Genomic DNA, 26,154 nt, shown 5'->3' with positions numbered 1-26,154 from the left:
AAACTGGCCGCATTAGCGGCCAGAATTCGTGAGGCATAATTACTGAGCACTTCTGCCAGATGGCACCTTATCCGGCCGACGGTCTTTCAGGCCCGGTAAACATTTCACTCCCGGGCAAGACAGATTAGCGCCCTGCTACTTTCCCACGTTTTTTGTTCGCGGCAGTCGTCTGGCGCTGATGCGCCACAGGCGTGTGCTTGGTCAACGCCGGACGGGTATGACGGTTCTGGCGACGCGCTTCGCGCATCTCTTCCAGCGTAGGCGCCGGAACCAGACATTCGCGACGACCACCGATCAGATGCTTTTTACCCATATCTTCCAGCGCCTGGCGGATTAACGGCCAGTTGGCTGGATCATGGTAGCGCAGCAGCGCTTTATGCAGACGACGCTGTTTATCACCTTTCGGCACCACCACGTCTTCACTCTTGTAACCAATTTTACCCAGCGGGTTTTTCCCGGTGTAATACATGGTTGTGGAGTTCGCCAATGGTGATGGATAGAAGTTCTGCACCTGATCCAGACGGAAACGACGTTGCTTCAGCCACAGCGCCAGATTCACCATATCCTCGTCACGCGTCCCAGGATGCGCAGAAATAAAGTATGGGATCAGGTACTGCTCTTTACCGGCCTGTTTAGAGTAGGTGTCGAACAATTCCTTAAAGCGATCGTAGCTGCCCATCCCCGGCTTCATCATCTTCGACAGCGGGCCTTCTTCAGTATGCTCTGGCGCAATCTTCAGATAGCCGCCCACGTGGTGGGTCGCCAGCTCTTTGATATAGCGCGGATCTTCAACCGCGATGTCATAGCGCACACCTGAAGCGATAAGGATCTTTTTAATGCCTTTCAAATCACGCGCACGGCGATAGAGGTTAATCGTCGGCTCGTGGTTGGTATCCATATGCGGACAGATATCCGGGTAGACGCATGACAAACGACGGCAGGTTTGCTCCGCACGCGGTGACTTACAGCGCAGCATATACATGTTCGCCGTTGGGCCGCCGAGATCGGAAATCACGCCGGTAAAGCCCGGAACGGTGTCGCGAATAGCTTCGATTTCATTGATGATCGAGTCTTCAGAGCGGCTCTGGATAATGCGGCCTTCATGCTCGGTGATCGAACAGAACGAGCAGCCGCCAAAACAGCCACGCATAATGTTGATCGAGAAACGGATCATCTCATAGGCCGGAATGCGGCTGTCGCCATACGCCGGATGCGGCACGCGCTTGTACGGCAGCGCAAAGACGCTGTCCATTTCTTCGGTAGAGAGCGGAATGGCTGGCGGGTTGATCCAGATGTAGCGATCGCCATGCTTTTGCATCAGCGCACGCGCACAGCCTGGGTTGGTTTCGTGGTGCAGGATGCGCGACGCATGTGCATACAGCACTTTATCGCCCTTCACTTTTTCGAAGGACGGCAGCAGCACGTAGGTTTTTTCCCACGGTTTCGGGCGCGGCGGCTGTACGGTTACCGCTTTCGCTTCCTGCTTTTTCGGGGCGACAGGTTTGTTGTCGGCACACGGCAGATCCTCGCCGTATGGATGCGGGATCGGGTCAATTTTGCCCGGCGTGTCGAGACGCGTGGAATCCACCCCACTCCAGCCCGGCAGCGCTTCTTTAACCATAATCGCGGTGTTACGCACGTCGCGGATCTGATCGATAGTTTCACCCATCGCCAGACGATGCGCCACTTCCACCAGCGGACGTTCGCCGTTACCGAACATCAGCATGTCGGCTTTTGAATCCACCAGCACGGAGCGACGAACGGTATCAGACCAGTAGTCGTAGTGCGCGGTGCGGCGCAGGCTGGCCTCAATACCGCCGAGAATAACCGGCACATCTTTCCATGCTTCCTTACAGCGCTGGGTATAGACCAGCGTCGCGCGGTCCGGGCGTTTGCCCGCCACGTTGTCTGGCGTATAAGCATCGTCATGGCGCAGTCGGCGATCGGCGGTATAACGGTTGATCATCGAATCCATGTTGCCTGCGGTTACACCAAAGAACAGGTTCGGTTTACCCAAACGCATAAAATCGTCTTTGTTGTTCCACTCCGGCTGGGCGATAATCCCAACACGAAAGCCCTGCGCTTCCAGCATACGGCCGCAAATTGCCATGCCAAAGCTGGGATGATCGACGTATGCATCGCCGGTAACCAGAATGATGTCGCAGCTATCCCAGCCAAGTTGGTCCATTTCGTCGCGTGACATCGGCAAAAATGGTGCCGGGCCAAAACAGGCAGCCCAGTACTGCGGCCAGGAGAAAAGGTCTCTGTCCGGCTGGATCAGGGATATTGCGCTCATAGTGCTTCCAAAAATGGTAAAAAAATAATCAAAGGCCGGGGATTATACGCTGTATGTCGGCAAGAAATGAAGTGGAGTCTGAGTCGGACAAGTAGAAAGTGATTTAAATTGTTAAATTTTACGACGCCCATTTTTATCATTCATAATTAACACCATGCCGGCCAGCTGAGATAACTCTTTTTCGGCGGGGGATTTTTCATTGCGACTCAACGATTCACTGCATATTTCCCAGTTACGGGTAGTTGTTCACCTGTGCGGATTTCTGGTTCTTCTCTACAGCTTCTCCATGCTGCCGCCGATGACCATTGCTCTGTTAAATAAAGAGCGGAGCTTTTTCGCTTTTTTCAGCACATTTATGACGTTCTTTACCCTCGGCGGTGGAGCGTGGCTGGCAACCAAACATGCAGGAATTCAACTACGAACCCGGGATGGATTTGTCATCATCGTCCTGTTCTGGCTGCTGTTTTCGTTTATCAGCGCCATGCCGATGTGGATGGACGATGGCTTAAATCTCTCCTTTGCCGATGCCCTGTTCGAAGGGGTTTCCGGGATAACCACCACTGGCGCTACGGTGATTGACGACGTCAGCGCCTTGCCGAAATCGTATCTGTACTATCGGGCTCAGCTCAATTTTATTGGCGGCCTGGGGGTTATTGTCCTTGCCGTGGCGGTATTACCCCTGCTGGGTATTGGTGGTATGAAGCTGTATCAGTCTGAAATGCCAGGTCCCTTTAAAGAAGAACGCCTCACGCCAAGGCTTGCTGATACCGCACGTACGCTGTGGCTGACCTACGTCATTCTCGGCCTTATTTGTACTCTGGCCTACTGGATTGCCGGGATGTCGTTTTTCGATGCCTTATGCCACGGGCTGTCGACGGTCTCTCTCGGCGGATTTTCCACCCGTAGTGAGAGCATCGGCTTTTATAACAGCCACGCTATTGAGTTAGTCGCCGGACTGTTTTCACTGCTGTCTGCGTTTAACTTCACCCTCTGGTACGTTGCTATTGTGAAACGTACCTTTAAGCCCTTTCGTCGTAATGCCGAGCTGCGTTTCTTTCTGCTTATTGCGCTGGTTGTCACCCTGATCGCCACCTGGCAGGTCTGGCGGGCGGGTATGTACGGGATGACGGACAGCCTGGTGCATGCCTTTTTTCTGGCCAGTTCGATGCTGACAGATAATGGCCTGTCGACGGCGGATTATGCGCAGTGGCCTTCGCACACGATATTCATGCTGCTCAGCGCCAGTTTCTTCGGCGGTTGTGTCGGCTCGACCTGCGGGGGGATTAAGGTGCTGCGTTTTTTGATTATGTTCAAGCAATGCCGTCAGGAGTTACATCAGCTCGCGCATCCTCGCGCCCTGCTGAATATCAAAGTGGGCAATAACGTGGTAAGCGACCGAGTAGTGCGTTCGGTATGGAGCTTTTTCTTTCTCTACGTTTTATTTACCAGCTTTTTTATCTGGGCGCTCAATCTGATGGGCTACGATCTCTTCTCCTCTTTCGCCACCGTTGCCGCCTGCATCAATAACATGGGGCTGGGATTTGGCATCACCGCAACGACGTTTGGCACCTTAAACGAGGAGGCAAAACTTCTGATGTGCGCGGCCATGATCATGGGGCGTCTGGAGATTTACCCCATTCTGATCCTGTTCTCGCGCATGTTCTGGCGGGCGTAACGGAAACTCCGGCGCATTACGGCGCCGGGTTCACCAACATCTGTCCGATCGAACCACGATCCGCCATTTCCAGCGTCTGACTGTTAAAGTAGAACGGGAAATGAGCCCAGGAAGGTTGTCCGTAGTAGACCAGTAATTCAACCTGGCCGTCGACCCAGACGGTATCTTTCCAGCCCCGGTCTTCCGGGAACGGCATTGCGCCATTCACATTACGGATCAGGAACGAGACGCCTTCGATATGGAAAGACTGAGGCATATCCGCTCGTACCGTCCAGCGCTCCCAGGAGCCCTGCTGAGCGGTAATATCCATGCGGTTGACGTCCCACAGCTGACCGTTGATGCCGGGATCGTCATCCAGACTGATATCACGGCTGCGAATCGGTGAACCACTGAGGATTTCCGTTGGCAGCAGGCGCATTGGCAGACTGTCGGTCACCAGCGGCAGGAGACCCGTTGGGCGCAGCGTCAATACCAGCGTGGAGATGAGAATACTGGAAGGCTCAAAGAATCCGCGGATCCTGTCGACAATGCTGGCCGCCTCACCACAGGTGATAGAGACCTCATTTCCGTTAGTCATATCCACCAGGATCTCACGACGCTCGCCAGGCGCCAGCGAGAGCTGCTTCACCGAAACGGGCGCAGGTAAAAAGCCCTGATCGCTGGAAATCACATGCAGCGCGCGGCCATCGCTCATTTGCAACTGGTAACGACGCGAGTTTGAAGCGTTCAGCAAACGCAAACGCACCCAGCCGCGAGAGACTTCGACATACGGGCTTTGCGCCCCGTTGACCAGCAGGGTATCACCGACAAAACCACCGCTGCCGGGTTCGCTGTATTCCGGCGTACCAAAGTTGTCCAGACGCTTGTCCTGGATAATGATCGGAAAATCATCCACGCCGTAGTGGTTGGGAATAGACAGTGATTTACTCACTTCATCTTCAATCAGCCACATCCCGGCAAGACCGTTATAAACCTGCTGGGCAGTACGATTTGGCGTATTGGCGTGATACCACAGCGTAGCGGCATTCTGACGAATCGGCAGCACTGGTGCCCAGTCTGCATTAGGGGACATCATGCGCGCCGGGCCGCCCATCAGCGGGCCTGGCACCTGTAATCCAGCGACAGTCATCGAGACATTTTCAGTCAGACGGTTGCTGTAGATAAGCTTGACGTCATCCCCTTTCCAGACGCGGATCGTCGGTCCCAGGTAGCGACCGTTAATCCCCCAGACAGGTGCGCGCGTGCCTTGCGTGAAGGACCAGTGGGCGCGTTGCAGCGTCATAAATAACGGCTGCCCCCGACGGGACTCCAGCAGCGGAGGTACGGGTAATGGTTGTTGCTGACCGGCAGCATTAGCCTTCAGCGGAACAGCACCTGCACACAGTGCGATCCCCGATGCCTGAATGAACTGACGCCGACTGAATGACATATAAACTCCATGAAAAACTGGCGATTAACACGCAGGAAATCTTTTCCTGTAACAAACCCGAATTGCGCGGATTAAACCTTACCGGCGGCTTCCCGCTCAGCAACTTCTTTATCGAGTTCTGCGATTTTTTGTTCCATCAGCGTACGGCAATGCGCTGCCAGTTCACGAACCTGATCTTTCCCAAAGTGGCTAATATCTATCGGCGGCAACATCTCTACAATCGCCAGACCATTATTGAGTCGGTTGAGTTTTATCTTATTCGAGGTGGTTGAAACGCACACCGGAATAACCGGGACACCCGCCGCAATCGCCGCATGAAACGCGCCGGTTTTAAACGGCAGCAGACCGCGACCACGGCTACGCGTTCCTTCCGGGAACATCCAGATAGAAATACGACGTTTTTTGAAATGATTCACCACCGCCGCAATGGTGCTGTGCGCTTTGGTACGGTTGTTTCTGTCAATCAGCAGGTTGCCGGTTAACCAGTACAGCAGCCCGAAGAATGGGATCCACAACAGGCTTTTTTTGCCGACTGTCACCGTCGGCGGCTGAACGATATTCGCAGCGGTAACCATGTCATAGTTGTTCTGATGATTACAAATATAGATAGCATTACCATAGTTCTGCGCGTCTGCCGGCATGCGGCACTCAACCTTCAGGCCATAAAGGGGAGCCAGGCGGCCAAACATATGACCGAATGTTGCGACGTGTTTTGGATTTCGTGGGCTGAACAGACAGTATATGCAACCGAAAATACAGACCAGAACGCAGTAAATAACAGTAATGATTAAACGAAAAATATATAGCATAACAACCTCTGAGGCCTAAGAGCCTGGCATTTTACGTCACCTGATTCATCACGCAGTATCAGGTTAGGGCTTTGTTAAGGGCGGCTCTCTGGAAAAGCGTATTGTTAATCGCAACGCACGAATAAACAACGGTTTCACGGGAATTTTTAACGTTGGCTCTCCCCGGGCTAAAACAGGGAGAGCCGGACGGTAGCGTTATTCTTCGCTGTCGCCGTGACTGGCGCGTCGAGGCGAGTCAATGTCAATGCGATCGATACGCTGCAGACCACGCATTAGCGTACCGCGACGGCCACGCTCGCCGGTCACTTTCTGCAACTCTTCAGGACGCAGTTTAATTTTGCGCTTACCAACGTGGATAGTCAGCGTGCTTTGTGGCGGCAGCACGTAGAGCTGCGCCAGGCCATCTTCACCTTTCGCCGCTTCCGCTGAAGGGATATTGATAATCTTGTTCCCTTTGCCTTTTGACAATTGCGGCAAATCGCTTACCGGGAACATCAACATGCGACCAGCTTGGGTGATTGCCAGCAGCATATCGGTTTCATCTTCAATCACAACCGGCGGCATAACGCGCGAATTTTCTGGCAGCGTAATCAATGCCTTACCAGCACGGTTACGAGCTACCAGGTCGTTGAAGGTGCAGACAAAACCGTAACCCGCATCTGATGCCATCAGCAGTTTCTGATCGTCGCCTTCCATCAGCATGTGCTCAACCGTCGCGCCCGGCGGCAGCGTGAGCTTCCCGGTCAGCGGTTCACCCTGTCCACGCGCCGACGGCAGCGTAATCGGGTCGATGGCGTAACTGCGTCCGGTCGAGTCCACGAACACCACTGGCTGGTTGCTCTTACCCTTCACCGCAGACTTAAAGCTGTCGCCCGCTTTATAGCTTAATCCCGGCGCATCAATGTCGTGGCCTTTCGCGCTACGCACCCAACCACTCTGGGACAGCACAATGGTCACTGGCTCTGACGGCAGCATGTCGTGCTCGCTCATCGCCTTCGCTTCTTCACGTTCCTGCAGCGGAGAGCGGCGTTCGTCGCCATAGGCCTCGGCATCAGCCTGCAGCTCTTTCTTCAGCAGGTTACTCATTTTACGCTCGGAAGCCAGAATGCCTTGCAGCTGATCGCGCTCTTTCGCCAGCTCATCCTGCTCGCCGCGGATTTTCATCTCTTCGAGTTTGGCAAGGTGGCGCAATTTCAGCTCAAGAATGGCTTCAGCCTGGGTTTCAGAAATGCCAAACCGCGACATCAGCTCGGGCTTAGGTTCATCCTCATGACGAATAATTTCGATCACTTCGTCAATGTTGAGGAACGCCACCAGCAAACCTTCAAGGATATGCAGGCGTTTAAGCACTTTTTCCAGACGATAGTTCAGGCGACGACGTACGGTATCGCGGCGAAACGCCAGCCATTCGGTGAGAATCTCCAGCAGATTTTTCACCGCCGGACGACCATCAAGACCGATCATATTCAGATTGATGCGGTAGCTTTTTTCCAGATCGGTGGTGGCAAACAGGTGGTTCATCACCTGCTCCATATCCACACGATTGGAGCGCGGGACAATCACCAGACGGGTCGGGTTTTCGTGATCCGATTCGTCGCGGAGGTCGTCTACCATCGGCAGCTTTTTATTGCGCATTTGAGCGGCGATCTGCTCCAGCACTTTTGCCCCGGAAACCTGATGCGGCAGTGCGGAAATCACCACCGCGCCGTCTTCTTTCGTCCATACCGCGCGCATACGTACGGAGCCACGTCCGTTTTCGTAAATCTTACGAATCTCCGCCCGCGAGGTAATGATCTCCGCTTCGGTCGGGTAATCCGGCCCCTGCACGATGTCCAGCAACTGATCCAGCGTTGTTTTCGGCTGCTCAATCAGGGTAATCGCCGCTTTCGCCACTTCACGCAGGTTGTGTGGCGGAATGTCCGTCGCCATACCAACGGCAATACCGGTCGTGCCGTTCAACAGAATATTTGGCAGACGCGCAGGCAGCATCTTCGGCTCCTGCATGGTGCCGTCGAAGTTTGGCACCCAGTCCGACGTTCCCTGGCCAAGTTCACCCAGCAGAACTTCCGCATATTTAGACAGGCGGGATTCGGTATAACGCATCGCCGCGAAGGATTTCGGATCGTCCGGCGCCCCCCAGTTCCCCTGCCCGTCGACCAACGGATAACGGTAAGAGAACGGCTGCGCCATCAGTACCATCGCTTCATAACAAGCGCTGTCGCCGTGTGGGTGGTATTTACCCAGTACGTCACCGACGGTACGGGCGGATTTTTTAAATTTGGCGCTGGCATTCAGCCCCAGTTCGGACATCGCGTACACGATGCGACGCTGAACGGGTTTCAAACCATCGCCAATAAACGGCAACGCCCTGTCCATGATGACGTACATGGAGTAGTTCAGATAGGCGGTTTCCGTGAATTCATGCAGCGCCAGGCGCTCTGCCATATCGCTCATTAATCGTGGTTCCTCAACTTTGTACCCCTCTATTGAAGGGCAATATTGCCGCAGATACTACCCTATCTGGCGTGTTGAGTCACAAAGAAAAGGGCCACGAGTGCGGCCCTGATGGGGATTATTTGGCAACTTTGGTAATCTGTTTCACGTCGATTTCAACGGAGTTCCAGTCTTTATCCACTTCACCCTGGATTTCAACCACATCCTGCGGTGTGACGGTTACGCCGTTCCAGCGCTTGTGGTCGATATCCACATTCACCGTGCCAGTCGCATCTTTAAACACATACAGGTCGTCGGAAATACGCTCAACGATGTTCCCGCGCAGGGTAACCCAAGTGTCATCACGCAGTGATTTGGCGCTTTCTACCGTCGCGCTGCTACCATTCGGGCCGACAAATCCGCCATTTTGGCTTTGCGTGGTGGTTGTCGGTCCAGAGAAACCGCCCTGCTGCGCTGCCAGAACAGGTGCGGAACACAGTGCCATTACAGCAACCATTGCAGCTAATTTTTTCATCGTCATGTCTCCCTTTCATTTTGGTTTACGACTATTAAATAAGTTAATCCTTAACAAGTTCTTAAGGCAAAAAAAGATACTTTTTTTGCTGTACAGAGGCTGTAGTCACAAGGTTTACTGACGCTAATGAGAGCGGCTGCAGGGAAGAACATATGCGTATTTTACTGATCGAAGATGACACGTTGATCGGCGACGGCCTGAAAACAGGTCTGAGTAAAATGGGTTTCAGCATCGACTGGTTTACCGAGGGTCGCCAGGGGAAAGAAGCGCTCTACAGCGCCCCTTATGATGCGGTGATCCTCGACCTGACGCTGCCAGGAATCGACGGACGGGACATCTTGCGCGAATGGCGAGCCAACGGGAAGCAGGAGCCAGTGCTGATTCTGACCGCTCGCGACGCGCTGGCGGAACGCGTTGAGGGTCTGCGTCTCGGCGCGGATGACTATCTGTGCAAACCCTTTGCGCTGATCGAAGTTGCCGCCAGGCTGGAGGCGCTGGTGCGCCGTGCCAGCGGCCAGGCGAGCAACATATTGCGCCATGGCCAGGTGACGCTCGATCCCGGCGCGCTGGTTGCCACGGCGGCAGATGAGCCTTTGTCTCTCAAACCCAAAGAGTTCGCGCTACTGGAACTGCTGATGCGCAATAAGGGTCGCGTCCTGCCCCGCAAACTGATTGAAGAAAAACTGTATACCTGGGACGAAACCGTCTCCAGCAATGCGATTGAGGTACACGTCCATCACTTACGCCGTAAGCTCGGCAGCGACTTTATCCGTACCGTGCATGGCATTGGCTACACCCTGGGTGACGCATGAAACTCACACAACGCCTCAGCCTGCGCATCAGGCTAACGCTTATTTTTCTGATTCTGGCATCGGCAACCTGGGCCGTTTCGAGCTTTGTAGCCTGGAAGCAGACCACCGACAATGTCGATGAGCTGTTTGATACCCAACTGATGTTGTTCGCCAAGCGGCTTAGCACGCTGGATATCAGCGACGTCACCACCTCAAGCAATATGGCTCGCACGCCGAAGAAGCTCAAGCACGGCCATATTGATGACGACGCGCTGACGTTTGCCATCTTCACCATCGACGGAAAAATGGTATTGCACGATGGCGACAACGGCCAGGACATTCCCTACAGCTACACCCGCGAAGGCTTTACCGATGGCCAACTCAAGGGGGACAACGACGCATGGCGTTTTCTGTGGCTGAATTCCGCTGACGGCAAATACCGCATTGTGGTAGGCCAGGAGTGGGAGTATCGAGAGGATATGGCGCTGTCGATCGTCACCGCCCAGTTAACACCGTGGTTGATTGCGCTGCCGCTGATGTTGCTAATCCTGGTGGTCATGATTAGCCGTGAACTCAGGCCGCTAAAAAAACTGGCGCAAGCTCTGCGCTGGCGCTCACCGGAATCGGAGGAGCCGCTCGACCCGAAAGGTGTGCCAAGCGAAGTGCGCCCGTTGGTTGAATCGCTCAATCAGTTGTTTACTCGCACCCATTCCATGATGGTTCGCGAACGGCGTTTCACTTCTGATGCTGCCCACGAGCTGCGCAGCCCGTTGACCGCGCTTAAAGTACAAACGGAAGTGGTGCAACTGTCAGACGACGACCCGCAAACGCGGGAAAAAGCGCTGGTACAGTTGCATGCGGGAATTGAACGCGCCACCCGACTGGTCGATCAGTTACTGACGCTTTCACGCCTCGACTCCCTCGACAATCTTCAGGATGTGGCGGAAATCTCGCTGGAGGAGCTTTTGCAATCCGCGGTGATGGATATCTACCATCCAGCCCAGCAGGCGCACATCGACGTGCGTTTGCAGATTAACGCGCACAACATCATGCGCACTGGACAGCCGCTGTTGCTGAGCCTGATGGTACGAAATCTGCTGGATAATGCGATCCGCTACAGCCCGCGGGGTAGCATTGTGGAAGTGACGCTCAACGCCCGTAATTTTAGCGTCAAGGATAATGGTCCTGGCGTTGCGCCAGAGGTCCTGACGCACATCGGGGAACGCTTTTATCGTCCACCGGGACAAAGCGTGACCGGCAGCGGTCTTGGCCTATCGATTGTCCGCCGTATCGCAATATTGCATGGAATGTCAGCCTCGTTTGGCAACGCTCCGCAAGGTGGGTTTGAAGCGAAGGTCAGTTGGTAATTGCGTTATTATTGCTCAAATAGCAAAAGACTTTGCACATTTTGCTAATTTCACCGCGTCGCTGGTAGGGGTAAAATCGTCTTCAAACGTATTTCCCTGAGGACACAAAATGAGCAACATTCTGATTATCAATGGTGCGAAAAAATTCGCCCACTCCAACGGTCAGTTAAACGAAACCCTGACCGAGGTCGCGGATGGCCTTCTGCGCGACCTCGGGCATGATGTTAAAATCGTGCGCGCCGACAGCGACTATGACATTCCTGATGAAGTACAGAACTTCGTCTGGGCCGATGTGGTTATCTGGCAAATGCCTGGCTGGTGGATGGGCGCGCCGTGGACTGTGAAAAAATACATTGATGACGTGTTTACCGAAGGTCACGGTACGCTGTACGCCAGCGATGGTCGCACGCGTTCAGATGCGTCTAAAAAATACGGCTCCGGTGGGCTGATTCAGGGCAAAAAATACATGCTGTCACTGACCTGGAACGCACCGATGGAAGCTTTTACTGAAAAAGATCAGTTCTTCCATGGCGTTGGCGTTGATGGCGTTTATCTCCCGTTCCATAAAGCAAACCAGTTCCTGGGAATGGAAGCACTGCCGACCTTTATCACCAATGACGTGATTAAAATGCCGGACGTCCCGCGTTATATCGCAGAATATCGCAAGCATCTGAACGAAATTTTTGGTTAACTGGTAACCTGGAATTAGAAGGAGTTAACCATGCTTACCGTTATTGCAGAAATCCGTACACGTCCAGGTCAACATCACCGCCAGGCGGTACTGGATCAATTCGCTAAAATCGTTCCAACCGTATTGAAAGAAGAAGGCTGCCACGGCTACGCGCCGATGGTCGATCATGCTGCTGGCGTCAGTTTTCAGACCACAGCCCCGGACTCAATCGTGATGGTTGAACAGTGGGAAAGCATTGCGCATCTTGAAGCGCATTTGCAGACACCGCATATGAAAGCCTATAGCGAAGCCGTGAAAGGCGACGTGCTGGACATGAGTATTCGTATTCTGGAGTCTGGCATTTAAGATTGTCGATTTGCCGGATAACGCCATAAACAGACGTATCCGGCTTATATTGCAATCCTCAGGCCTGGTAAGCCCAGCGCCACCAGGCATTCACGGTCAATTACCCTTCGAGATCCGCCAGGTCGCCTTTCTCCTGCAACCAGTTACGGCGATCTTCAGAACGCTTCTTGGCCAGCAGCATATCCATCATTGCGTTGGTACGCTGATCGTCTTCGTCATCGATGATGAGCTGCACCAGGCGGCGGGTATTCGGATCCAGCGTGGTTTCACGCAGCTGCATCGGATTCATTTCACCCAGACCTTTAAAGCGCTGCACGTTCGGCTTGCCTTTCTTGCGCTTTAACTGCTCCAGCACGCCCGCTTTCTCTTCTTCCGTCAGCGCGTAATACACCTCTTTACCGAGGTCAATACGGTATAACGGCGGCAGCGCAACATAGACGTGACCGTGTTTTACCAGCGTACGGAAGTGTTTCACAAACAGCGCGCACAGCAGCGTGGCAATGTGCAAACCATCGGAATCCGCATCCGCCAGAATACAGATCTTACCGTAGCGCAGCTGGCTCAGATCATCACTGTCCGGATCGATGCCGATCGCCACCGAAATATCGTGAACTTCCTGCGAGGCCAACACTTCATCGGAAGAGACTTCCCAGGTGTTGAGGATCTTACCTTTCAGCGGCATGATCGCCTGATATTCACGATCGCGCGCCTGTTTAGCCGATCCGCCCGCCGAGTCACCTTCGACGAGGAACAGTTCGGTGCGATTAAGATCCTGCGCGGTACAGTCCGCCAGTTTCCCCGGCAACGCCGGACCGCTGGTCAACTTTTTACGCACCACTTTTTTCGCCGCACGCAGACGACGCTGGGCACTGGAAATCGCCATCTCAGCCAGCAGTTCGGCTGATTGCACGTTCTGGTTCAGCCACAGGCTGAAAGCATCTTTCACCACGCCAGAGACGAATGCCGCGCACTGCCGCGAAGAGAGGCGCTCTTTGGTTTGTCCGGCAAACTGCGGATCCTGCATTTTTACCGACAGCACGTAAGCACAGCGATCCCAGATATCTTCCGCCGACAGCTTCACACCGCGCGGCAGAATATTGCGGTATTCACAGAACTCGCGCATTGCATCCAGCAGACCCTGGCGCAGGCCGTTAACGTGCGTACCGCCCTGCATGGTTGGGATCAGGTTCACATAGCTTTCAGTCAGCAGCTCGCCGCCTTCCGGCAGCCAGAGCAGCGCCCAGTCCACAGTTTCTGTTTCACCGCTGAAATTACCGATAAACGGTTTTTCCGGCAGCGTCGGCAGGCCATTTACCGCTTCGCTCAGATAGTCATTCAGGCCATCCTGGTAGCACCAGCGCTGTTCACTGTTATTGACCTCATCCTTAAAGGTGATCTCAACGCCTGGGCACAGCACAGCTTTGGCTTTCAGTACGTGCGTTAAGCGCGAAACGGAAAAACGCGGGCTGTCAAAGAAGCTTTCATCCGGCCAGAAGTGCACGCTGGTTCCGGTATTGCGTTTACCGCAGGTACCGACAACCTGTAAATCTTGCACCTTATCGCCGTTCTCAAACGCGATGTTGTACACCTGCCCGTCGCGGCGCACGTTCACTTCCACACGCTTCGACAGGGCGTTGACCACGGAGATCCCTACCCCATGTAAACCACCAGAGAACTGATAGTTTTTGTTGGAGAACTTACCGCCTGCGTGCAGACGACAGAGGATCAGCTCTACCGCCGGAACGCCCTCTTCAGGGTGAATGTCTACCGGCATGCCGCGGCCATCATCAATAACTTCCAGAGACTGGTCGGCATGTAAAATCACGTCCACGCGTTTTGCGTGGCCCGCCAGTGCTTCATCCACACTGTTATCAATCACTTCCTGTCCAAGATGGTTCGGACGGGTTGTATCGGTGTACATCCCCGGGCGACGGCGTACCGGCTCAAGCCCAGTGAGTACCTCAATGGCATCAGCGTTATAAGTTTGCGTCATGGTTTAAATAAGCAATTCGAATTGATCGTCAGAAACTGTGCAGTCCAAGGAAATCGACAATCGGGTTGAAATAATCTTCGAAGCCCGTGAATGCGTGGTTTCCGCCCTCAATAACTGTCTGGCGGCAGGAGGCGTAATACGCCACCGCCTGGCGGTAGTCCAACACTTCATCGCCCGTTTGTTGAAGCAGCCAGATCAAATCCGGCGCTTCCAGCGGGTCAATCTGCATGACTTTAAGATCGTAAATATGGCGTGACTCTAGCACATATTGCTGCCCCGTGTAGGGGTTCTCGTTTTGACCGAGATAGTCGACCAGCAGTTCATAAGGTCGGACAGCAGGGTTCACCACCACCGCGGGCAGCATAAAACATTGCGACAGCCAGGTGGCGTAATAGCCTCCCAGCGAGGAACCGACAATTCCCAGCGACTCTCCGCCATGTTCGAGAATGATCGATTCCAGCATCTCTGCGGCCTGGGCCGGATACGGTGGCAACTGGGGCACGATCATCTCAACGTGCGGATGATGCTCCGCCAGCCAGTTTTTCAGCAAACATGCCTTCGCCGAACGAGGAGAACTATTAAATCCGTGAAGATAAAGAAGCGTAGACATCAGTAGCCTTCTGAAGCGGTATCAGGGTGGAACCGATTACCCTGCAGACGGCGTACCTGAGTCTGCAACGTCCCGTCAGCAAAAAGCTCCAGCGTCCGCCAGCCGGGGCTGATGGTATCTAACGTGAAGTTGGAACAGTGTGGCTTAAACTACACACAGGTCGACGGCGTCGCCAGCAGCCTGCGTCCGTTCCAGTCCAAATCCAGTTCCTGATGAATATGCCCGCACAACAAATACTTGGCACGAGGATAATTCACCAGCACGTTATCCAGCTCTGCGGCATTACGCAGGCTATGCTGATCGAGCCAGCTACAACCTGCTGGCAGAGGATGATGATGCAGAAGCAGCAAAGTATTGCGCTCAGGCGCATCGGCAAGTTTACGTTCCAGCCATTCGAGCTGAAATTCGCTTAATTCACCGTGGGGAACGCCGAACACCTGGCTGTCCAGCAACAGGATTTGCCACTGTTCACCAATAAAGACGCGTTTAGCGGGTGAGATCCCCGCGTCCTGTAGCGCGCTGTACATTGCCGGCTGAAAATCGTGATTGCCCGGTAGCCAAACGCAGGGCGCACGAAAGCTTGCGATGCCCTCAGCAAAGTGCTGATAGGCCGCAGCGGATTGGTCCTGCGCCAAATCACCAGTCGCGACGATCAGATCGTATTCAGGCGACTCTGCATGTATTGCATCCAGTACGGATTGATAGCTGTCCCAGGTGTTTACACCCAGCAACGTTTCATGCTTTTCGGCAAACAGGTGAGTGTCTGTAATTTGTAAGATCCTGACTCTGGCCTCACCAGCCAAAGGAAGGGTTAACAGGCTTTCCAAATGGTGTCCTTAGGTTTCACGACGCTAATAAACCGGAATCGCCATCGCTCCATGTGCTAAACAGTACCGTAACCAGTCGGCCAGAAACTGATTAATTTGATGCTTTTCGTCGCGTTGATGCAACTTTTTATTTGGATAATCATACCGCGCTTTGAAGCGAAAGATCTGCTGACTCGAACACACTTCGGCCACCCTCGCGTCATGATACAGGCGGACTGTCAATGACGGCAGGCTCCAGTAAGTGACCGCGGGTGCCGTTTGTTCGATCGCGACAAGCGTAGTGTATCGGGTCGATTCAACGATCGTTAACCGATATTGTGCGTTTGCTACCTGATAGCTCACTGTTTCACCGGCTGCATCATTACGTGGCAGCAGGCGGCGCAATTGCGAATAGTTGGTTTCGCACAGGCGCATCATTTCAGGGAAGTCAGGTGTGTAACGCTTCATTTTTTCCACTCAGTTTTTAACTCTTGATAGTGCAGCTGTAACCATTGCAAGGCGATGACAGAAGCCGCGTTGTCGATTTTCCCCTCTTCAACCCATTGATAAGCCTGCTCCCGGCTCACCACATGAACACGAATATCTTCGTTTTCATCAGCCAGACCGTGGATCCCGCTCGCGGTCGTGGCGTCCACTTCGCCAACTAAAATAGACAGGCGCTCACTGGTGCCGCCAGGGCTTGCCAGATAGCTCAGAACGGGCTTGGTACGTTTAACTTCCAGCCCGGCCTCTTCCATCGCTTCACGACGAGCCACATCCTCAACGGTTTCGCCCTCTTCAATCATTCCGGCCACCATTTCCAGAAGCCACGGGCTTTCGCTGGTATCAAACGCCGCGATACGGATCTGCTCGACCAGAACAACTTCGTCCCGCTCAGGGTCAAAGGGTAGCAAGACTGCCGCGTGTCCGCGCTCAAAAATTTCGCGCTTTACCTCACCGCTCATACCGCCGTTAAACAGGCGATGGCGGAACCGATAAAGATCCAGTGAAAAAAAACCGCGGTATAGCGTTTCTCGTGCAATAATTTCTACATCATTTTTAGTGAAAGTCATTGGCAAGTTGTCTGGTTTACGCATTGTGCTGTCCTGAAACCAATAGTGATTAAAATGTGAATTTCAAGGTCGTTTGACTGATGTTTGAACGCCCTTGTGTTAAATTGATGCAAATTAACGCCGTATGGCACGTAACGCCAACTTTTTGAAGTGGCGGATTCTGCTAGAATCAGCAAATATTTTTACAATTTGATCAGCGCTAAATACTGCTTCACAACAAGGAATGCAAATGAAGAAATTGCTCCCCATCCTTATCGGCCTGAGCCTGTCGGGGTTCACTACTTTGAGCCAGGCAGAAAACCTGATGCAGGTTTATCAGCAAGCACGCCTGAGCAACCCGGAATTGCGTAAATCCGCCGCCGATCGCGATGCTGCATTCGAAAAAATTAACGAAGCGCGTAGCCCATTACTGCCGCAACTAGGTTTAGGTGCCGATTACACCTACAGCAATGGCTACCGTGATGCAAATGGCGTCAACTCCAACGCAACCAGCGCGTCATTACAATTGACTCAGACGCTGTTCGACATGTCTAAATGGCGTGCCCTGACGCTGCAAGAAAAAGCAGCAGGCATCCAGGACGTAACGTATCAGACCGATCAGCAAACGCTGATCCTGAATACCGCTACCGCTTATTTTAACGTACTGAACGCGATTGACGTGCTGTCTTACACTCAGGCACAGAAAGATGCGGTCTATCGTCAGTTAGATCAGACTACACAGCGTTTTAACGTGGGCCTGGTCGCCATCACTGACGTACAGAACGCCCGTTCACAATACGATACCGTACTGGCGAACGAAGTTACCGCGCGTAACAATCTCGACAACGCGGTAGAACAGCTGCGCCAGGTGACCGGTAACTACTACCCCGAACTGGCTTCGCTGAACGTTGATGGCTTTAAAACCAACAAACCGCAGGCGGTGAACGCGCTGCTGAAAGAAGCAGAAAACCGCAACCTCTCATTATTGCAGGCGCGTTTGAGCCAGGATCTGGCGCGTGAACAGATTCGTCTGGCGCAGGATGGTCACTTACCAACGCTGGGTTTGACCGCCTCTACCGGCGTTTCTGACACCTCCTACAGCGGGTCGAAAACCAACACCTCCCAGTACGACGACAGCAACATGGGCCAGAACAAAATTGGTCTGAACTTCTCGCTGCCGCTGTACCAGGGTGGGATGGTTAACTCGCAGGTGAAACAAGCGCAGTACAACTTTGTTGGCGCGAGCGAACAACTGGAAAGCGCGCACCGCAGCGTGGTGCAAACCGTGCGTTCTTCGTTCAACAACATTAATGCTTCTATCAGTAGCATTAACGCGTACAAACAAGCGGTTGTCTCTGCCCAAAGCTCTTTAGATGCGATGGAAGCAGGCTATTCCGTAGGTACCCGTACCATCGTGGATGTGTTGGATGCCACCACCACGCTGTACAACGCCAAGCAGCAACTGGCGAATGCGCGTTATACCTATCTTATCAACCAGCTTAACGTCAAATCTGCGCTCGGTACGCTGAACGAGCAGGATCTGGTGGCGCTGAATAATACGCTGGGTAAACCGATCCCGACTTCTCCGGATAACGTAGCGCCGCAAAATCCGCAGCAAGATGCCGCTGTGAATGACTTTAACAGCAACGGCAATATGCCTGCGGCTCAACCAACGGCTGCACGTTCAACCAGCAGCAACGGTAACAACCCGTTCCGTAACTGATGCTGATGACGGGGCTTCGGCCCCGTCTGAACGTAAGGCAACGTAAAGATCCGCCCCTTCTTCCGCATTCTCGCCTCTTCCCGCTTCAATTTCGACCAGTCATCCTCTATTCTGAGCAGAGTTACCACTGGGTCCTGGAAGACATAAATGAAACGGACAAAATCTATACATCACGCCTCGTTCCGCAAAAGCTGGAGCGCGCGCCACCTGACTCCTGTCGCTCTGGCAGTTACCGCTGTTTTTATGCTCGCGGGCTGTGAAAAGAGTGACGAAACGGTTTCGCTTTATCAGAACGCGGACGACTGCTCTGCAGCTAATCCGGGTAAAAGCGCCGAATGTACCACCGCGTTTAACAATGCGCTGAAAGAAGCTGAACGCACCGCGCCAAAATACGCCACTCGCGAAGACTGTATCGCTGAATTCGGCGAAGGCCAGTGCCAACAGGCACCTGCACAAGCGGGCATGGCGCCGACCGGTGAAGGCCAGGCTCAGGCGCAGAATCAAAGCAGCGGCAGCTTCTGGATGCCGCTGATGGCAGGCTATATGATGGGCCGCATGATGGGTGGCGGTATGGGCGCTCAGCAGCCGCTGTTCAGCTCGAAAAATCCGGCCAGCCCGGCATACGGCAAATATACGGATGCCGGCGGTAAAAACTACGGCGCCGCAACGCCAGGTCGCACCATGACCGTACCGAAAACCGCCATGGCGCCGAAACCGGCTACCACCTCTACCGTAACCCGCGGTGGATTTGGCGAATCTGTGGCTAAACAGAGCACCATGCAGCGTAGCGCAAGCGGTACTACCACTCGTTCAATGGGCGGCTGATCGTCATGGAAAGAGTCAGTATTGTTGAGCGCCCGGACTGGCGCGATAAAGCCACCGAATACGGTTTCAACTTTCACACTATGTACGGCGAGCCGTACTGGTGTGAGGATGCGTATTATAAGCTCACGCTTGCTCAGGTCGAAAAGCTGGAAGAGGTCACCGCAGAGCTGCATCAAATGTGTCTCAAAGTGGTGGAAAGGGTCATCGCCAGCGATGAGCTGATGACCAAGTTTCGCATTCCGAAGCATACCTGGGGCTTTGTCCGCCAGTCCTGGCTGACACAGCAGCCGTCGCTCTATTCGCGTCTCGATCTGGCGTGGGACGGCACGGGCGAGCCTAAGCTGTTAGAAAACAACGCCGATACGCCAACCTCTCTGTACGAAGCTGCGTTTTTCCAGTGGATCTGGCTGGAGGACCAACTCAATGCAGGCAACCTGCCGGAAGGCAGCGATCAATTCAACAGTCTGCAGGAAAAGCTGATCGAGCGTTTCGCCGAGCTGCGTGAGCAGTATGGTTTTCAGTTGCTACATCTGACCTGTTGTCGCGATACGGTGGAAGACCGCGGAACGATCCAGTATCTGCAGGATTGCGCTGCCGAAGCTGAAATCGCCACTGAATTCCTCTATGTCGAAGATATTGGTCTTGGTGAAAAGGGTCAGTTCACGGATATGCAAGATCAGGTCATAGCTAACCTGTTCAAGCTCTATCCGTGGGAATTCATGCTGCGCGAAATGTTCTCCACTAAGCTGGAAGACGCTGGCGTTCGCTGGCTGGAACCAGCCTGGAAGAGCATTATCTCTAACAAAGCGTTATTACCGCTGTTGTGGGAAATGTTCCCGGATCATCCGAATCTGCTGCCTGCGTATTTCGCCGAAGATGACTATCCTCAGATGGATAAATTCGTCGTAAAGCCGATCTTCTCACGTGAAGGCGCGAACGTTTCAATTATCGAAAACGGTAAAACGATCGAAGCAGTGGAAGGGCCGTACGGCGAAGAAGGTATGATCGTGCAGCAATTCCATCAGCTACCGAAGTTTGGCGACAGCTATATGTTGATCGGCAGCTGGCTAATCAACGATCAACCAGCTGGCATTGGCATTCGCGAAGACCGTGCGTTGATCACGCAGGATCTCTCGCGTTTCTATCCGCATATTTTTGTCGAATGACTGAGAGTGCCGGGTGGTAGCTGCGTCTTACCCGGCCTACAGCACGAACTGTAGGCTCGATAAGCGCAGCGCCATCGGGCATTTATCATCCGACCTGCACCGACAACATACTCAAACTTCCCATCTCAATTCCGTCAACAGGAATAGTCACCGGCTCTTTGCCATCCCAGGCACCTAATACATACAGCAGCGGCAGATAGTGATCCGGTGTCGGGTTCGATAACGATCCCCCTTCATGATCGAGATAGTTCACCAGCGGGTGCTGTTCAACCGGTCCCTGCCATGTCAGGTTTGCTTTAACATAATCGTTGAATGAGGTCGCCCACGGATATGGCGTGTTCTCACCGTGCCAACGCGCAGTGCGCAGGTTATGCACCACGTTACCGCTGGCTACCAGCATAATGCCCTCATCACGCAGTGCCGCCAGCTTGCGGCCAATTTCAAAATGCCAGGCCGCAGGTTTGGTACTGTCAATGCTCAGCTGCACCATCGGAATATCCGCATGCGGGTACATCTTGATCAGCACGCCCCATGAACCGTGGTCAAAACCCCAGGCCTCTTTGTCTAAGGTAACGGGCACCGGGGCCAGCAAGTCAACCAGATGCTGCGCCAGTTCCGGAGATCCAGGAGCCGGGTAATGGGTGTCATACAGCGCCTGTGGAAAACCGCCAAAATCGTGGATTGTTTTAGGCGCTTCCATCGCCGTCACGCCCGTGCCACGAGTGAACCAATGCGCCGAGACCACCACAATAGCTTTCGGGCGCGGCAACGTTTCCCCCAGTTGCTGCCAGGCGCGGGTATAAACGTTATCTTCCAGAACATTCATCGGGCTACCGTGACCCAAAAACAATGCTGGCATACGAGTTGAAGACATGATGATATCCTTACTGAGGGAGTCATTTTGATACCACCACAATACGCTTATTCGGCTGATGAAGAACTCAGATAACCATGATGAAGATCATCAGTTATTTTGACGATCCAACCCGGACAGCAGATTGATAAGGAGTTTTATTTGTCGATGTCAGTACCTTTACTTCTGACTTTACTGGCAGGCGCCGCCACGTTTACCGGCGCATTTCTCGGCGTGTTAGGGCAAAAACCCTCCAACCGCGTACTCGCCTTTTCGTTAGGCTTCGCCGCAGGGATTATGTTACTGATCTCACTGATGGAGATGCTCCCAGCCGCACTGGCTGCTGAAGGCATGTCGCCGGTATTGGGCTACGGAATGTTTATCGTTGGCTTACTGGGATACTTTGGCCTGGACCGCCTATTGCCGCACGCGCACCCTCAGGATCTGGTACAGAAAACCACGCGGCCTCTGCCCGGCTCCATTAAACGTACCGCGATTTTATTAACGCTCGGCATTAGCCTGCACAACTTCCCGGAAGGGATAGCGACGTTTGTTACCGCCAGCAGCAACCTCGAGCTGGGCTTTGGTATTGCCCTTGCCGTCGCATTACACAATATTCCTGAAGGATTAGCCGTTGCGGGTCCAGTCTATGCAGCCACAGGCTCCAAACGTACGGCGATATTCTGGGCCGGGATCTCGGGCATGGCGGAAATCCTGGGCGGCGTACTGGCGTGGTTAATTCTGGGGAGCCTGATCTCACCGGTAGTGATGGCGGCAATAATGGCAGCAGTCGCAGGAATTATGGTGGCGCTGTCCGTCGATGAGCTAATGCCGTTGGCAAAAGAGATCGACCCGAATAATAATCCCAGCTATGGGGTACTTTGTGGAATGTCGGTGATGGGGTTAAGTCTTGTCATCCTCCAGTCCATGGGGATCGGCTAATTCAGAGGGCGGATGCCACCCTGCTAATTTACAGCATCCGCTCATCCATAGCAGAACGTGAAGGACTATTCCTGTTCCTTAACCGCGCTGTTATCTTCGCCAGAACGACGAAAGAGTTTGTTTCGCGCCTCGAGTAATGCATCCCGGTCTTGCCGAAATGCCCGACAATAACGCTTCATATGGCAATAATAACCAACTGCAACGAGTGCAATTAATACAATCCAGTACCAGGCGATAAACATTCTTTTACCCTTAAAATTTAACATCATTAAACATTTAACGTTAAAATTTTACACAACCTTATTCTGACATACTCCTATAGTGGCATATTCCAGAAACAAATATATGATTTCGATCATATAAACCAGCAGCTATGCAAATAGTTAACACCGTTATAAAAAATAAAACAATGTCGACAAGATCACACTGCGCAATAATAAATATTGCCCTTAAAATAACGCACTCATACCATCCCAAAAATAATAAAAATTAGCACCTGTAAAATAATACATTTCATCAATATTAATATATTCACCATAAAAGTAGCATCAGCAATACCATTTTTTATTATATTCACATCGTAAAAACATAATATATTCAGCACTGTTATATTTAAAGATAATATAAGGAGATATATCCATGTTTACACAGTACCGAAAAACACTTCTAGCCGGAACGCTTGCACTGACGTTTGGCTTTGCCGCAGGGAATTCGTTTGCCGCAGGTTTCCAACCAGCCCAGCCTGCAGGAAAATTGGGTGCGATAATCGTTGACCCATACGGAAACGCCCCTCTTACCGCACTGGTTGAATTAGATAGTCACGTTATTTCGGATGTTAAAGTCACCGTTCATGGTAAAGGTGAAAAAGGAGTCCCAATTACCTATACCGTCGGCAAAGAATCCCTCGCCACCTACGATGGGGTTCCTATTTTTGGCCTTTATCAAAAGTTCGCTAATAAGGTCACTGTTGAATATAAAGAAAATGGCAAGGCCATCAAGGAAGATTACGTGGTGCAAACATCTGCCATCGTTAATCACTACATGGATAACCGTTCTATTTCCGATTTACAGCAAACAAACGTTATTAAGGTCGCACCTGGCTTTGAAGACCGTCTCTATCTGGTGAATACCCACACCTTTACCGCGCAGGGCGCAGAATTCCACTGGCATGGTGAAAAAGATAAAAATGCCGGTATCCTGGATGCTGGTCCGGCCGGTGGCGCATTACCCTTTGATATCGCACCCTTTACCTTTGTCGTTGATACGGAAGGCGAATATCGTTGGTGGCTGGATCAGGACACTTTCTATGACGGTCATGACATGGATATCAACAAGCGCGGTTACCTGATGGGCATACGGGAGACACCGCGCGGCACCTTCACCGCTGTACAGGGCCAGCACTGGTATGAGTTCGATATGATGGGCCAGATTCTGGCCGACCATAAGCTGCCGCGCGGATTCCTCGACGCATCGCATGAGTCCGTCGAAACGGTGAACGGCACCGTACTGCTTCGCGTGGGTAAACGTGATTATCGCAAGGAAGATGGCATTCACGTACAAACTATCCGCGACCAGATTATTGAAGTCGACAAATCCGGTCGTGTTGTTGACGTGTGGGATCTGACAAAAATTCTCGATCCGATGCGTGATGCACTGCTGGGTGCGTTGGATGCGGGCGCGGTATGCGTCAACGTGGACCTCGCTCATGCCGGCCAGCAGGCAAAACTGGAGCCAGATACCCCCTACGGTGATGCCCTCGGCGTGGGTGCGGGTCGTAACTGGGCGCACGTTAACTCCATCGCCTTTGACGCCAAAGATGACGCCATCATTATCTCTTCCCGCCATCAGGGGGTTGTCAAAATCGGTCGCGATAAACAGGTGAAGTGGATCCTTGCACCGTCTAAAGGCTGGAATAAGGCGCTGGCAAGCAAGCTGTTAAAACCGGTTGATGATAAAGGCAACGCACTGAAATGTGATGAAAATGGCAAGTGCGAGAATACCGATTTTGATTTTACCTACACTCAACACACCGCATGGCTCTCCAGCAAAGGAACGCTCACCATTTTTGACAACGGCGATGGCCGCGGACTCGAACAACCGGCGTTACCAACAATGAAATACTCCCGTTTCGTCGAATATAAAATTGACGAGAAAAAAGGGACCGTCCAGCAAATTTGGGAGTACGGAAAAGAGCGCGGTTATGATTTTTATAGCCCTATCACCTCGGTTATCGAATATCAAAAAGATCGCGACACCATGTTTGGCTTTGGTGGTTCGATTAATTTATTTGACGTTGGACAGCCAACCATCGGCAAAATCAACGAAATTGACTACAAAACAAAAGAAGTCAAAGTCGAAATTAATGTCCTGTCCGATAAGCCAAATCAAACTCACTACCGTGCATTGCTGGTTCATCCACGCCAAATGTTTAAATAATTACATTATATTAAGGATTAATTATGTCATCTAAATGGATCACTTCATTATTTAAAAGTGTGGTATTAACCGCCGCGCTTGCCTCACCGTTTGCAGCATCAGCGTTTACTGAAGGCACTGATTATATGGTTCTGGAAAAACCAATTCCCAATGCTGATAAGACGTTGATCAAAGTATTCAGTTACGCCTGCCCATTTTGCTACAAATATGATAAAGCCGTGACAGGGCCCGTGTCAGACAAAGTCGCCGATGTCGTTACTTTCACTCCGTTTCATCTGGAAACCAAAGGGGAATACGGTAAGCAGGCCAGTGAAATCTTTGCCGTAATGATTGCCAGGGACATGGCTGCAGGTATTTCATTGTTTGACGCCAAATCACAGTTTAAAAAAGCCAAGTTCGCTTATTACGCCGCCTACCACGATAAGAAAGAGCGCTGGTCAGAGGGTAAAGATCCCGCCTCATTCATCAAAACAGGGTTGGATGCAGCGGGCATGAGCCAGGCTGATTTTGACGCGGCATTGAAGGATCCTGCCGTCCAGCAAACGCTGGAGAAATGGAAAGCAGCATATGATGTCGCCAAAATTCAGGGCGTTCCAGCTTACGTCGTCAATGGTAAGTATCTGATCTACACCAAAAATATCAAATCTATTGATTCCATGGCTGAGCTTGTCAGAGAGCTCGCGAAAAAATAAACAGGGACCCGGCTATGGCTTTCATAAAAGGATCGTGGCGAGACTTACGCAATACACCGGTTGATACCCTGGTGAGATGGCAGGAACAGCGCTTTCTGTGGCTGTTGATGGCTTGCGCAATGGGTGGATTGATTATTCTGGCGCATTCGTTCTTCCAAATCTATCTCTACATGGCCCCCTGCGAACAATGTGTCTACATTCGCTTTGCCATGCTGGTGATGGTTTTTGGCGGATTGATTGCGGCAATCAACCCCAAAAATGTTGTTCTGAAGCTCATCGGTTGTATCGCGGCATTTTACGGCAGCATCCTGGGCATTAAGTTCTCCATCAAACTTAACAGCATTCATTATGCTGTACATAACCCGGACCCGGATTCGCTGTTTGGCGTACAGGGATGTTCCACCGATCCGACATTCCCTTTCAATTTGCCTCTGGCCAACTGGGCACCGGAGTGGTTTAAACCCACAGGAGATTGCGGCTATGACGCTCCCATCGTTCCCGACGGCGTGGCGCTCAGCAGTACGCAAAAGTGGTTTGTCGATCTGTACCAGCAGTCAGAAGGCTGGTATCTGATCCCGCCTTGGCATTTTATGAACATGGCGCAGGCCTGTTTGTTGGCCTTTAGTTTGTGCTTACTGTTGCTCGTCATTATGAGCGGCGCATGGGCATTAAAGCGGGTGAGAAC

At 52.5% G+C, this 26,154-nt stretch carries 23 protein-coding genes and 1 pseudogene; 12 read left to right on the top strand and 12 right to left on the bottom strand.

The genetic code is table 11. The features are described 5' to 3' along the window. Window positions 1-124 precede the first annotated feature (124 nt). A complete protein-coding gene (locus FDW87_RS07810; RefSeq protein ID WP_137379609.1) occupies window positions 125-2,296 on the bottom strand; it encodes a YgiQ family radical SAM protein in 2,172 nt (723 codons plus the stop codon). A 199-nt stretch (window positions 2,297-2,495) separates the two neighbouring features. Between FDW87_RS07810 and FDW87_RS07805 the strand changes: the two genes are divergently transcribed. Then, complete coding sequence (locus FDW87_RS07805) at window positions 2,496-3,971, top strand: TrkH family potassium uptake protein (RefSeq protein WP_047414036.1); 1,476 nt, start codon at window positions 2,496-2,498, stop codon at window positions 3,969-3,971. Between the two features lie 16 nt (window positions 3,972-3,987). Here FDW87_RS07805 and ftsP read toward each other — a convergent pair whose 3' ends face one another. The 4 genes from ftsP to FDW87_RS07785 form a co-directional block, all read right to left on the bottom strand. Next, entirely contained in the window at window positions 3,988-5,400 is a 1,413-nt protein-coding gene (gene ftsP, locus FDW87_RS07800) for a cell division protein FtsP (protein WP_016154508.1), read from the bottom strand. A 71-nt stretch (window positions 5,401-5,471) separates the two neighbouring features. Next, window positions 5,472-6,209 carry a 1-acylglycerol-3-phosphate O-acyltransferase gene (gene plsC, locus FDW87_RS07795; protein WP_049268740.1) on the bottom strand — a complete coding sequence of 246 codons (738 nt, stop codon included), beginning with the start codon at window positions 6,207-6,209 and terminating at the stop codon, window positions 5,472-5,474. Between the two features lie 195 nt (window positions 6,210-6,404). Further along, a complete protein-coding gene (gene parC, locus FDW87_RS07790; RefSeq protein WP_016157479.1) occupies window positions 6,405-8,663 on the bottom strand; it encodes a DNA topoisomerase IV subunit A in 2,259 nt (752 codons plus the stop codon). 118 nt (window positions 8,664-8,781) lie between these two features. Continuing rightward, window positions 8,782-9,177 (bottom strand): YgiW/YdeI family stress tolerance OB fold protein, encoded by a 396-nt coding sequence (locus tag FDW87_RS07785; protein WP_016154511.1) that lies wholly within the window; start codon window positions 9,175-9,177, stop codon window positions 8,782-8,784. A gap of 152 nt (window positions 9,178-9,329) precedes the next feature. On the opposite strand from FDW87_RS07785, the gene qseB reads away from it, so the two are divergent. The 4 genes from qseB (at window position 9,330) to FDW87_RS07765 (ending at window position 12,371) form a co-directional block, all read left to right on the top strand. Next, window positions 9,330-9,989, top strand: coding sequence for a quorum sensing response regulator transcription factor QseB (qseB, locus tag FDW87_RS07780; RefSeq protein ID WP_047499228.1), 660 nt, complete (start codon window positions 9,330-9,332; stop codon window positions 9,987-9,989). Further along, window positions 9,986-11,335 carry a quorum sensing histidine kinase QseC gene (qseC, locus tag FDW87_RS07775; protein WP_065554303.1) on the top strand — a complete coding sequence of 450 codons (1,350 nt, stop codon included), beginning with the start codon at window positions 9,986-9,988 and terminating at the stop codon, window positions 11,333-11,335. The genes qseB and qseC overlap by 4 nt, the downstream gene beginning before the upstream one ends. A gap of 109 nt (window positions 11,336-11,444) precedes the next feature. Then, complete coding sequence (locus FDW87_RS07770) at window positions 11,445-12,026, top strand: NAD(P)H-dependent oxidoreductase (protein WP_137379608.1); 582 nt, start codon at window positions 11,445-11,447, stop codon at window positions 12,024-12,026. 30 nt (window positions 12,027-12,056) lie between these two features. Next, window positions 12,057-12,371 carry a putative quinol monooxygenase gene (locus FDW87_RS07765; RefSeq protein WP_016154515.1) on the top strand — a complete coding sequence of 105 codons (315 nt, stop codon included), beginning with the start codon at window positions 12,057-12,059 and terminating at the stop codon, window positions 12,369-12,371. 100 nt (window positions 12,372-12,471) lie between these two features. Here FDW87_RS07765 and parE read toward each other — a convergent pair whose 3' ends face one another. The 5 genes and pseudogenes from parE to nudF all read right to left on the bottom strand — a co-directional run bounded on the left by parE (window position 12,472) and on the right by nudF (window position 16,877). Further along, window positions 12,472-14,364, bottom strand: coding sequence for a DNA topoisomerase IV subunit B (gene parE / locus FDW87_RS07760; RefSeq protein ID WP_003024571.1), 1,893 nt, complete (start codon window positions 14,362-14,364; stop codon window positions 12,472-12,474). Between the two features lie 28 nt (window positions 14,365-14,392). Beyond that, entirely contained in the window at window positions 14,393-14,974 is a 582-nt protein-coding gene (yqiA, locus tag FDW87_RS07755) for an esterase YqiA (protein ID WP_003024575.1), read from the bottom strand. Further along, window positions 14,974-15,801, bottom strand: a pseudogene (gene cpdA / locus FDW87_RS07750) (3',5'-cyclic-AMP phosphodiesterase). Before cpdA ends, yqiA begins: the two are co-directional and overlap by 1 nt. A 24-nt stretch (window positions 15,802-15,825) precedes the next feature. Continuing rightward, window positions 15,826-16,248: a DUF1249 family protein gene (locus FDW87_RS07745; RefSeq protein WP_003024582.1), complete on the bottom strand. Its 423-nt coding sequence runs from the start codon at window positions 16,246-16,248 to the stop codon at window positions 15,826-15,828. After that, window positions 16,245-16,877 (bottom strand): ADP-ribose diphosphatase, encoded by a 633-nt coding sequence (nudF, locus tag FDW87_RS07740; RefSeq protein WP_016154519.1) that lies wholly within the window; start codon window positions 16,875-16,877, stop codon window positions 16,245-16,247. The genes FDW87_RS07745 and nudF overlap by 4 nt, the downstream gene beginning before the upstream one ends. Before the next feature lie 199 nt (window positions 16,878-17,076). Here nudF and tolC point away from each other — a divergent pair, with 199 nt between their 5' ends. The 3 genes from tolC to FDW87_RS07725 all read left to right on the top strand — a co-directional run bounded on the left by tolC (window position 17,077) and on the right by FDW87_RS07725 (window position 20,546). Then, entirely contained in the window at window positions 17,077-18,555 is a 1,479-nt protein-coding gene (tolC, locus tag FDW87_RS07735; RefSeq protein ID WP_137367411.1) for an outer membrane channel protein TolC, read from the top strand. A gap of 147 nt (window positions 18,556-18,702) precedes the next feature. Then, the gene (locus tag FDW87_RS07730) at window positions 18,703-19,380 is read left to right on the top strand and encodes a DUF1190 family protein (RefSeq protein ID WP_016154521.1); all 678 of its coding nucleotides are present in this window, start codon (window positions 18,703-18,705) and stop codon (window positions 19,378-19,380) included. 5 nt (window positions 19,381-19,385) lie between these two features. Beyond that, window positions 19,386-20,546 (top strand): glutathionylspermidine synthase family protein, encoded by a 1,161-nt coding sequence (locus tag FDW87_RS07725; RefSeq protein WP_019077698.1) that lies wholly within the window; start codon window positions 19,386-19,388, stop codon window positions 20,544-20,546. Between the two features lie 85 nt (window positions 20,547-20,631). Here FDW87_RS07725 and ygiD read toward each other — a convergent pair whose 3' ends face one another. Continuing rightward, window positions 20,632-21,420: a 4,5-DOPA dioxygenase extradiol gene (gene ygiD / locus FDW87_RS07720; RefSeq protein ID WP_046276167.1), complete on the bottom strand. Its 789-nt coding sequence runs from the start codon at window positions 21,418-21,420 to the stop codon at window positions 20,632-20,634. Window positions 21,421-21,567: 147 nt separating this feature from the next. Between ygiD and zupT the strand changes: the two genes are divergently transcribed. After that, window positions 21,568-22,341 (top strand): zinc transporter ZupT, encoded by a 774-nt coding sequence (zupT, locus tag FDW87_RS07715; protein ID WP_137379607.1) that lies wholly within the window; start codon window positions 21,568-21,570, stop codon window positions 22,339-22,341. A 65-nt stretch (window positions 22,342-22,406) separates the two neighbouring features. On the opposite strand, the gene FDW87_RS23220 is transcribed toward zupT, so the two are convergent. Next, on the bottom strand, window positions 22,407-22,583 hold the full coding sequence (locus FDW87_RS23220; RefSeq protein WP_016154525.1) for a hypothetical protein: 177 nt from the start codon (window positions 22,581-22,583) through the stop codon (window positions 22,407-22,409). A gap of 397 nt (window positions 22,584-22,980) precedes the next feature. Between FDW87_RS23220 and FDW87_RS07710 the strand changes: the two genes are divergently transcribed. The 3 genes from FDW87_RS07710 to dsbI all read left to right on the top strand — a co-directional run. Next, window positions 22,981-24,777, top strand: a complete 1,797-nt coding sequence (locus FDW87_RS07710; protein WP_094761928.1) for an aryl-sulfate sulfotransferase — start codon at window positions 22,981-22,983, stop codon at window positions 24,775-24,777. A gap of 23 nt (window positions 24,778-24,800) precedes the next feature. Next, a complete protein-coding gene (locus FDW87_RS07705) occupies window positions 24,801-25,469 on the top strand; it encodes a thiol:disulfide interchange protein DsbA/DsbL (protein ID WP_019077701.1) in 669 nt (222 codons plus the stop codon). 14 nt (window positions 25,470-25,483) lie between these two features. After that, window positions 25,484-26,154: protein-disulfide oxidoreductase DsbI (gene dsbI / locus FDW87_RS07700; protein WP_137379618.1), on the top strand; the 671-nt coding region annotated here is incomplete at its 3' end.

The sequence above is a fragment of the Citrobacter sp. wls826 genome, assembly GCF_005281245.1.
Taxonomy (GTDB): domain Bacteria; phylum Pseudomonadota; class Gammaproteobacteria; order Enterobacterales; family Enterobacteriaceae; genus Citrobacter; species Citrobacter braakii.
The sequence above is the reverse complement of the archived record's forward strand: the minus strand, read 5'-3'. Positions and strand labels throughout refer to the sequence as shown.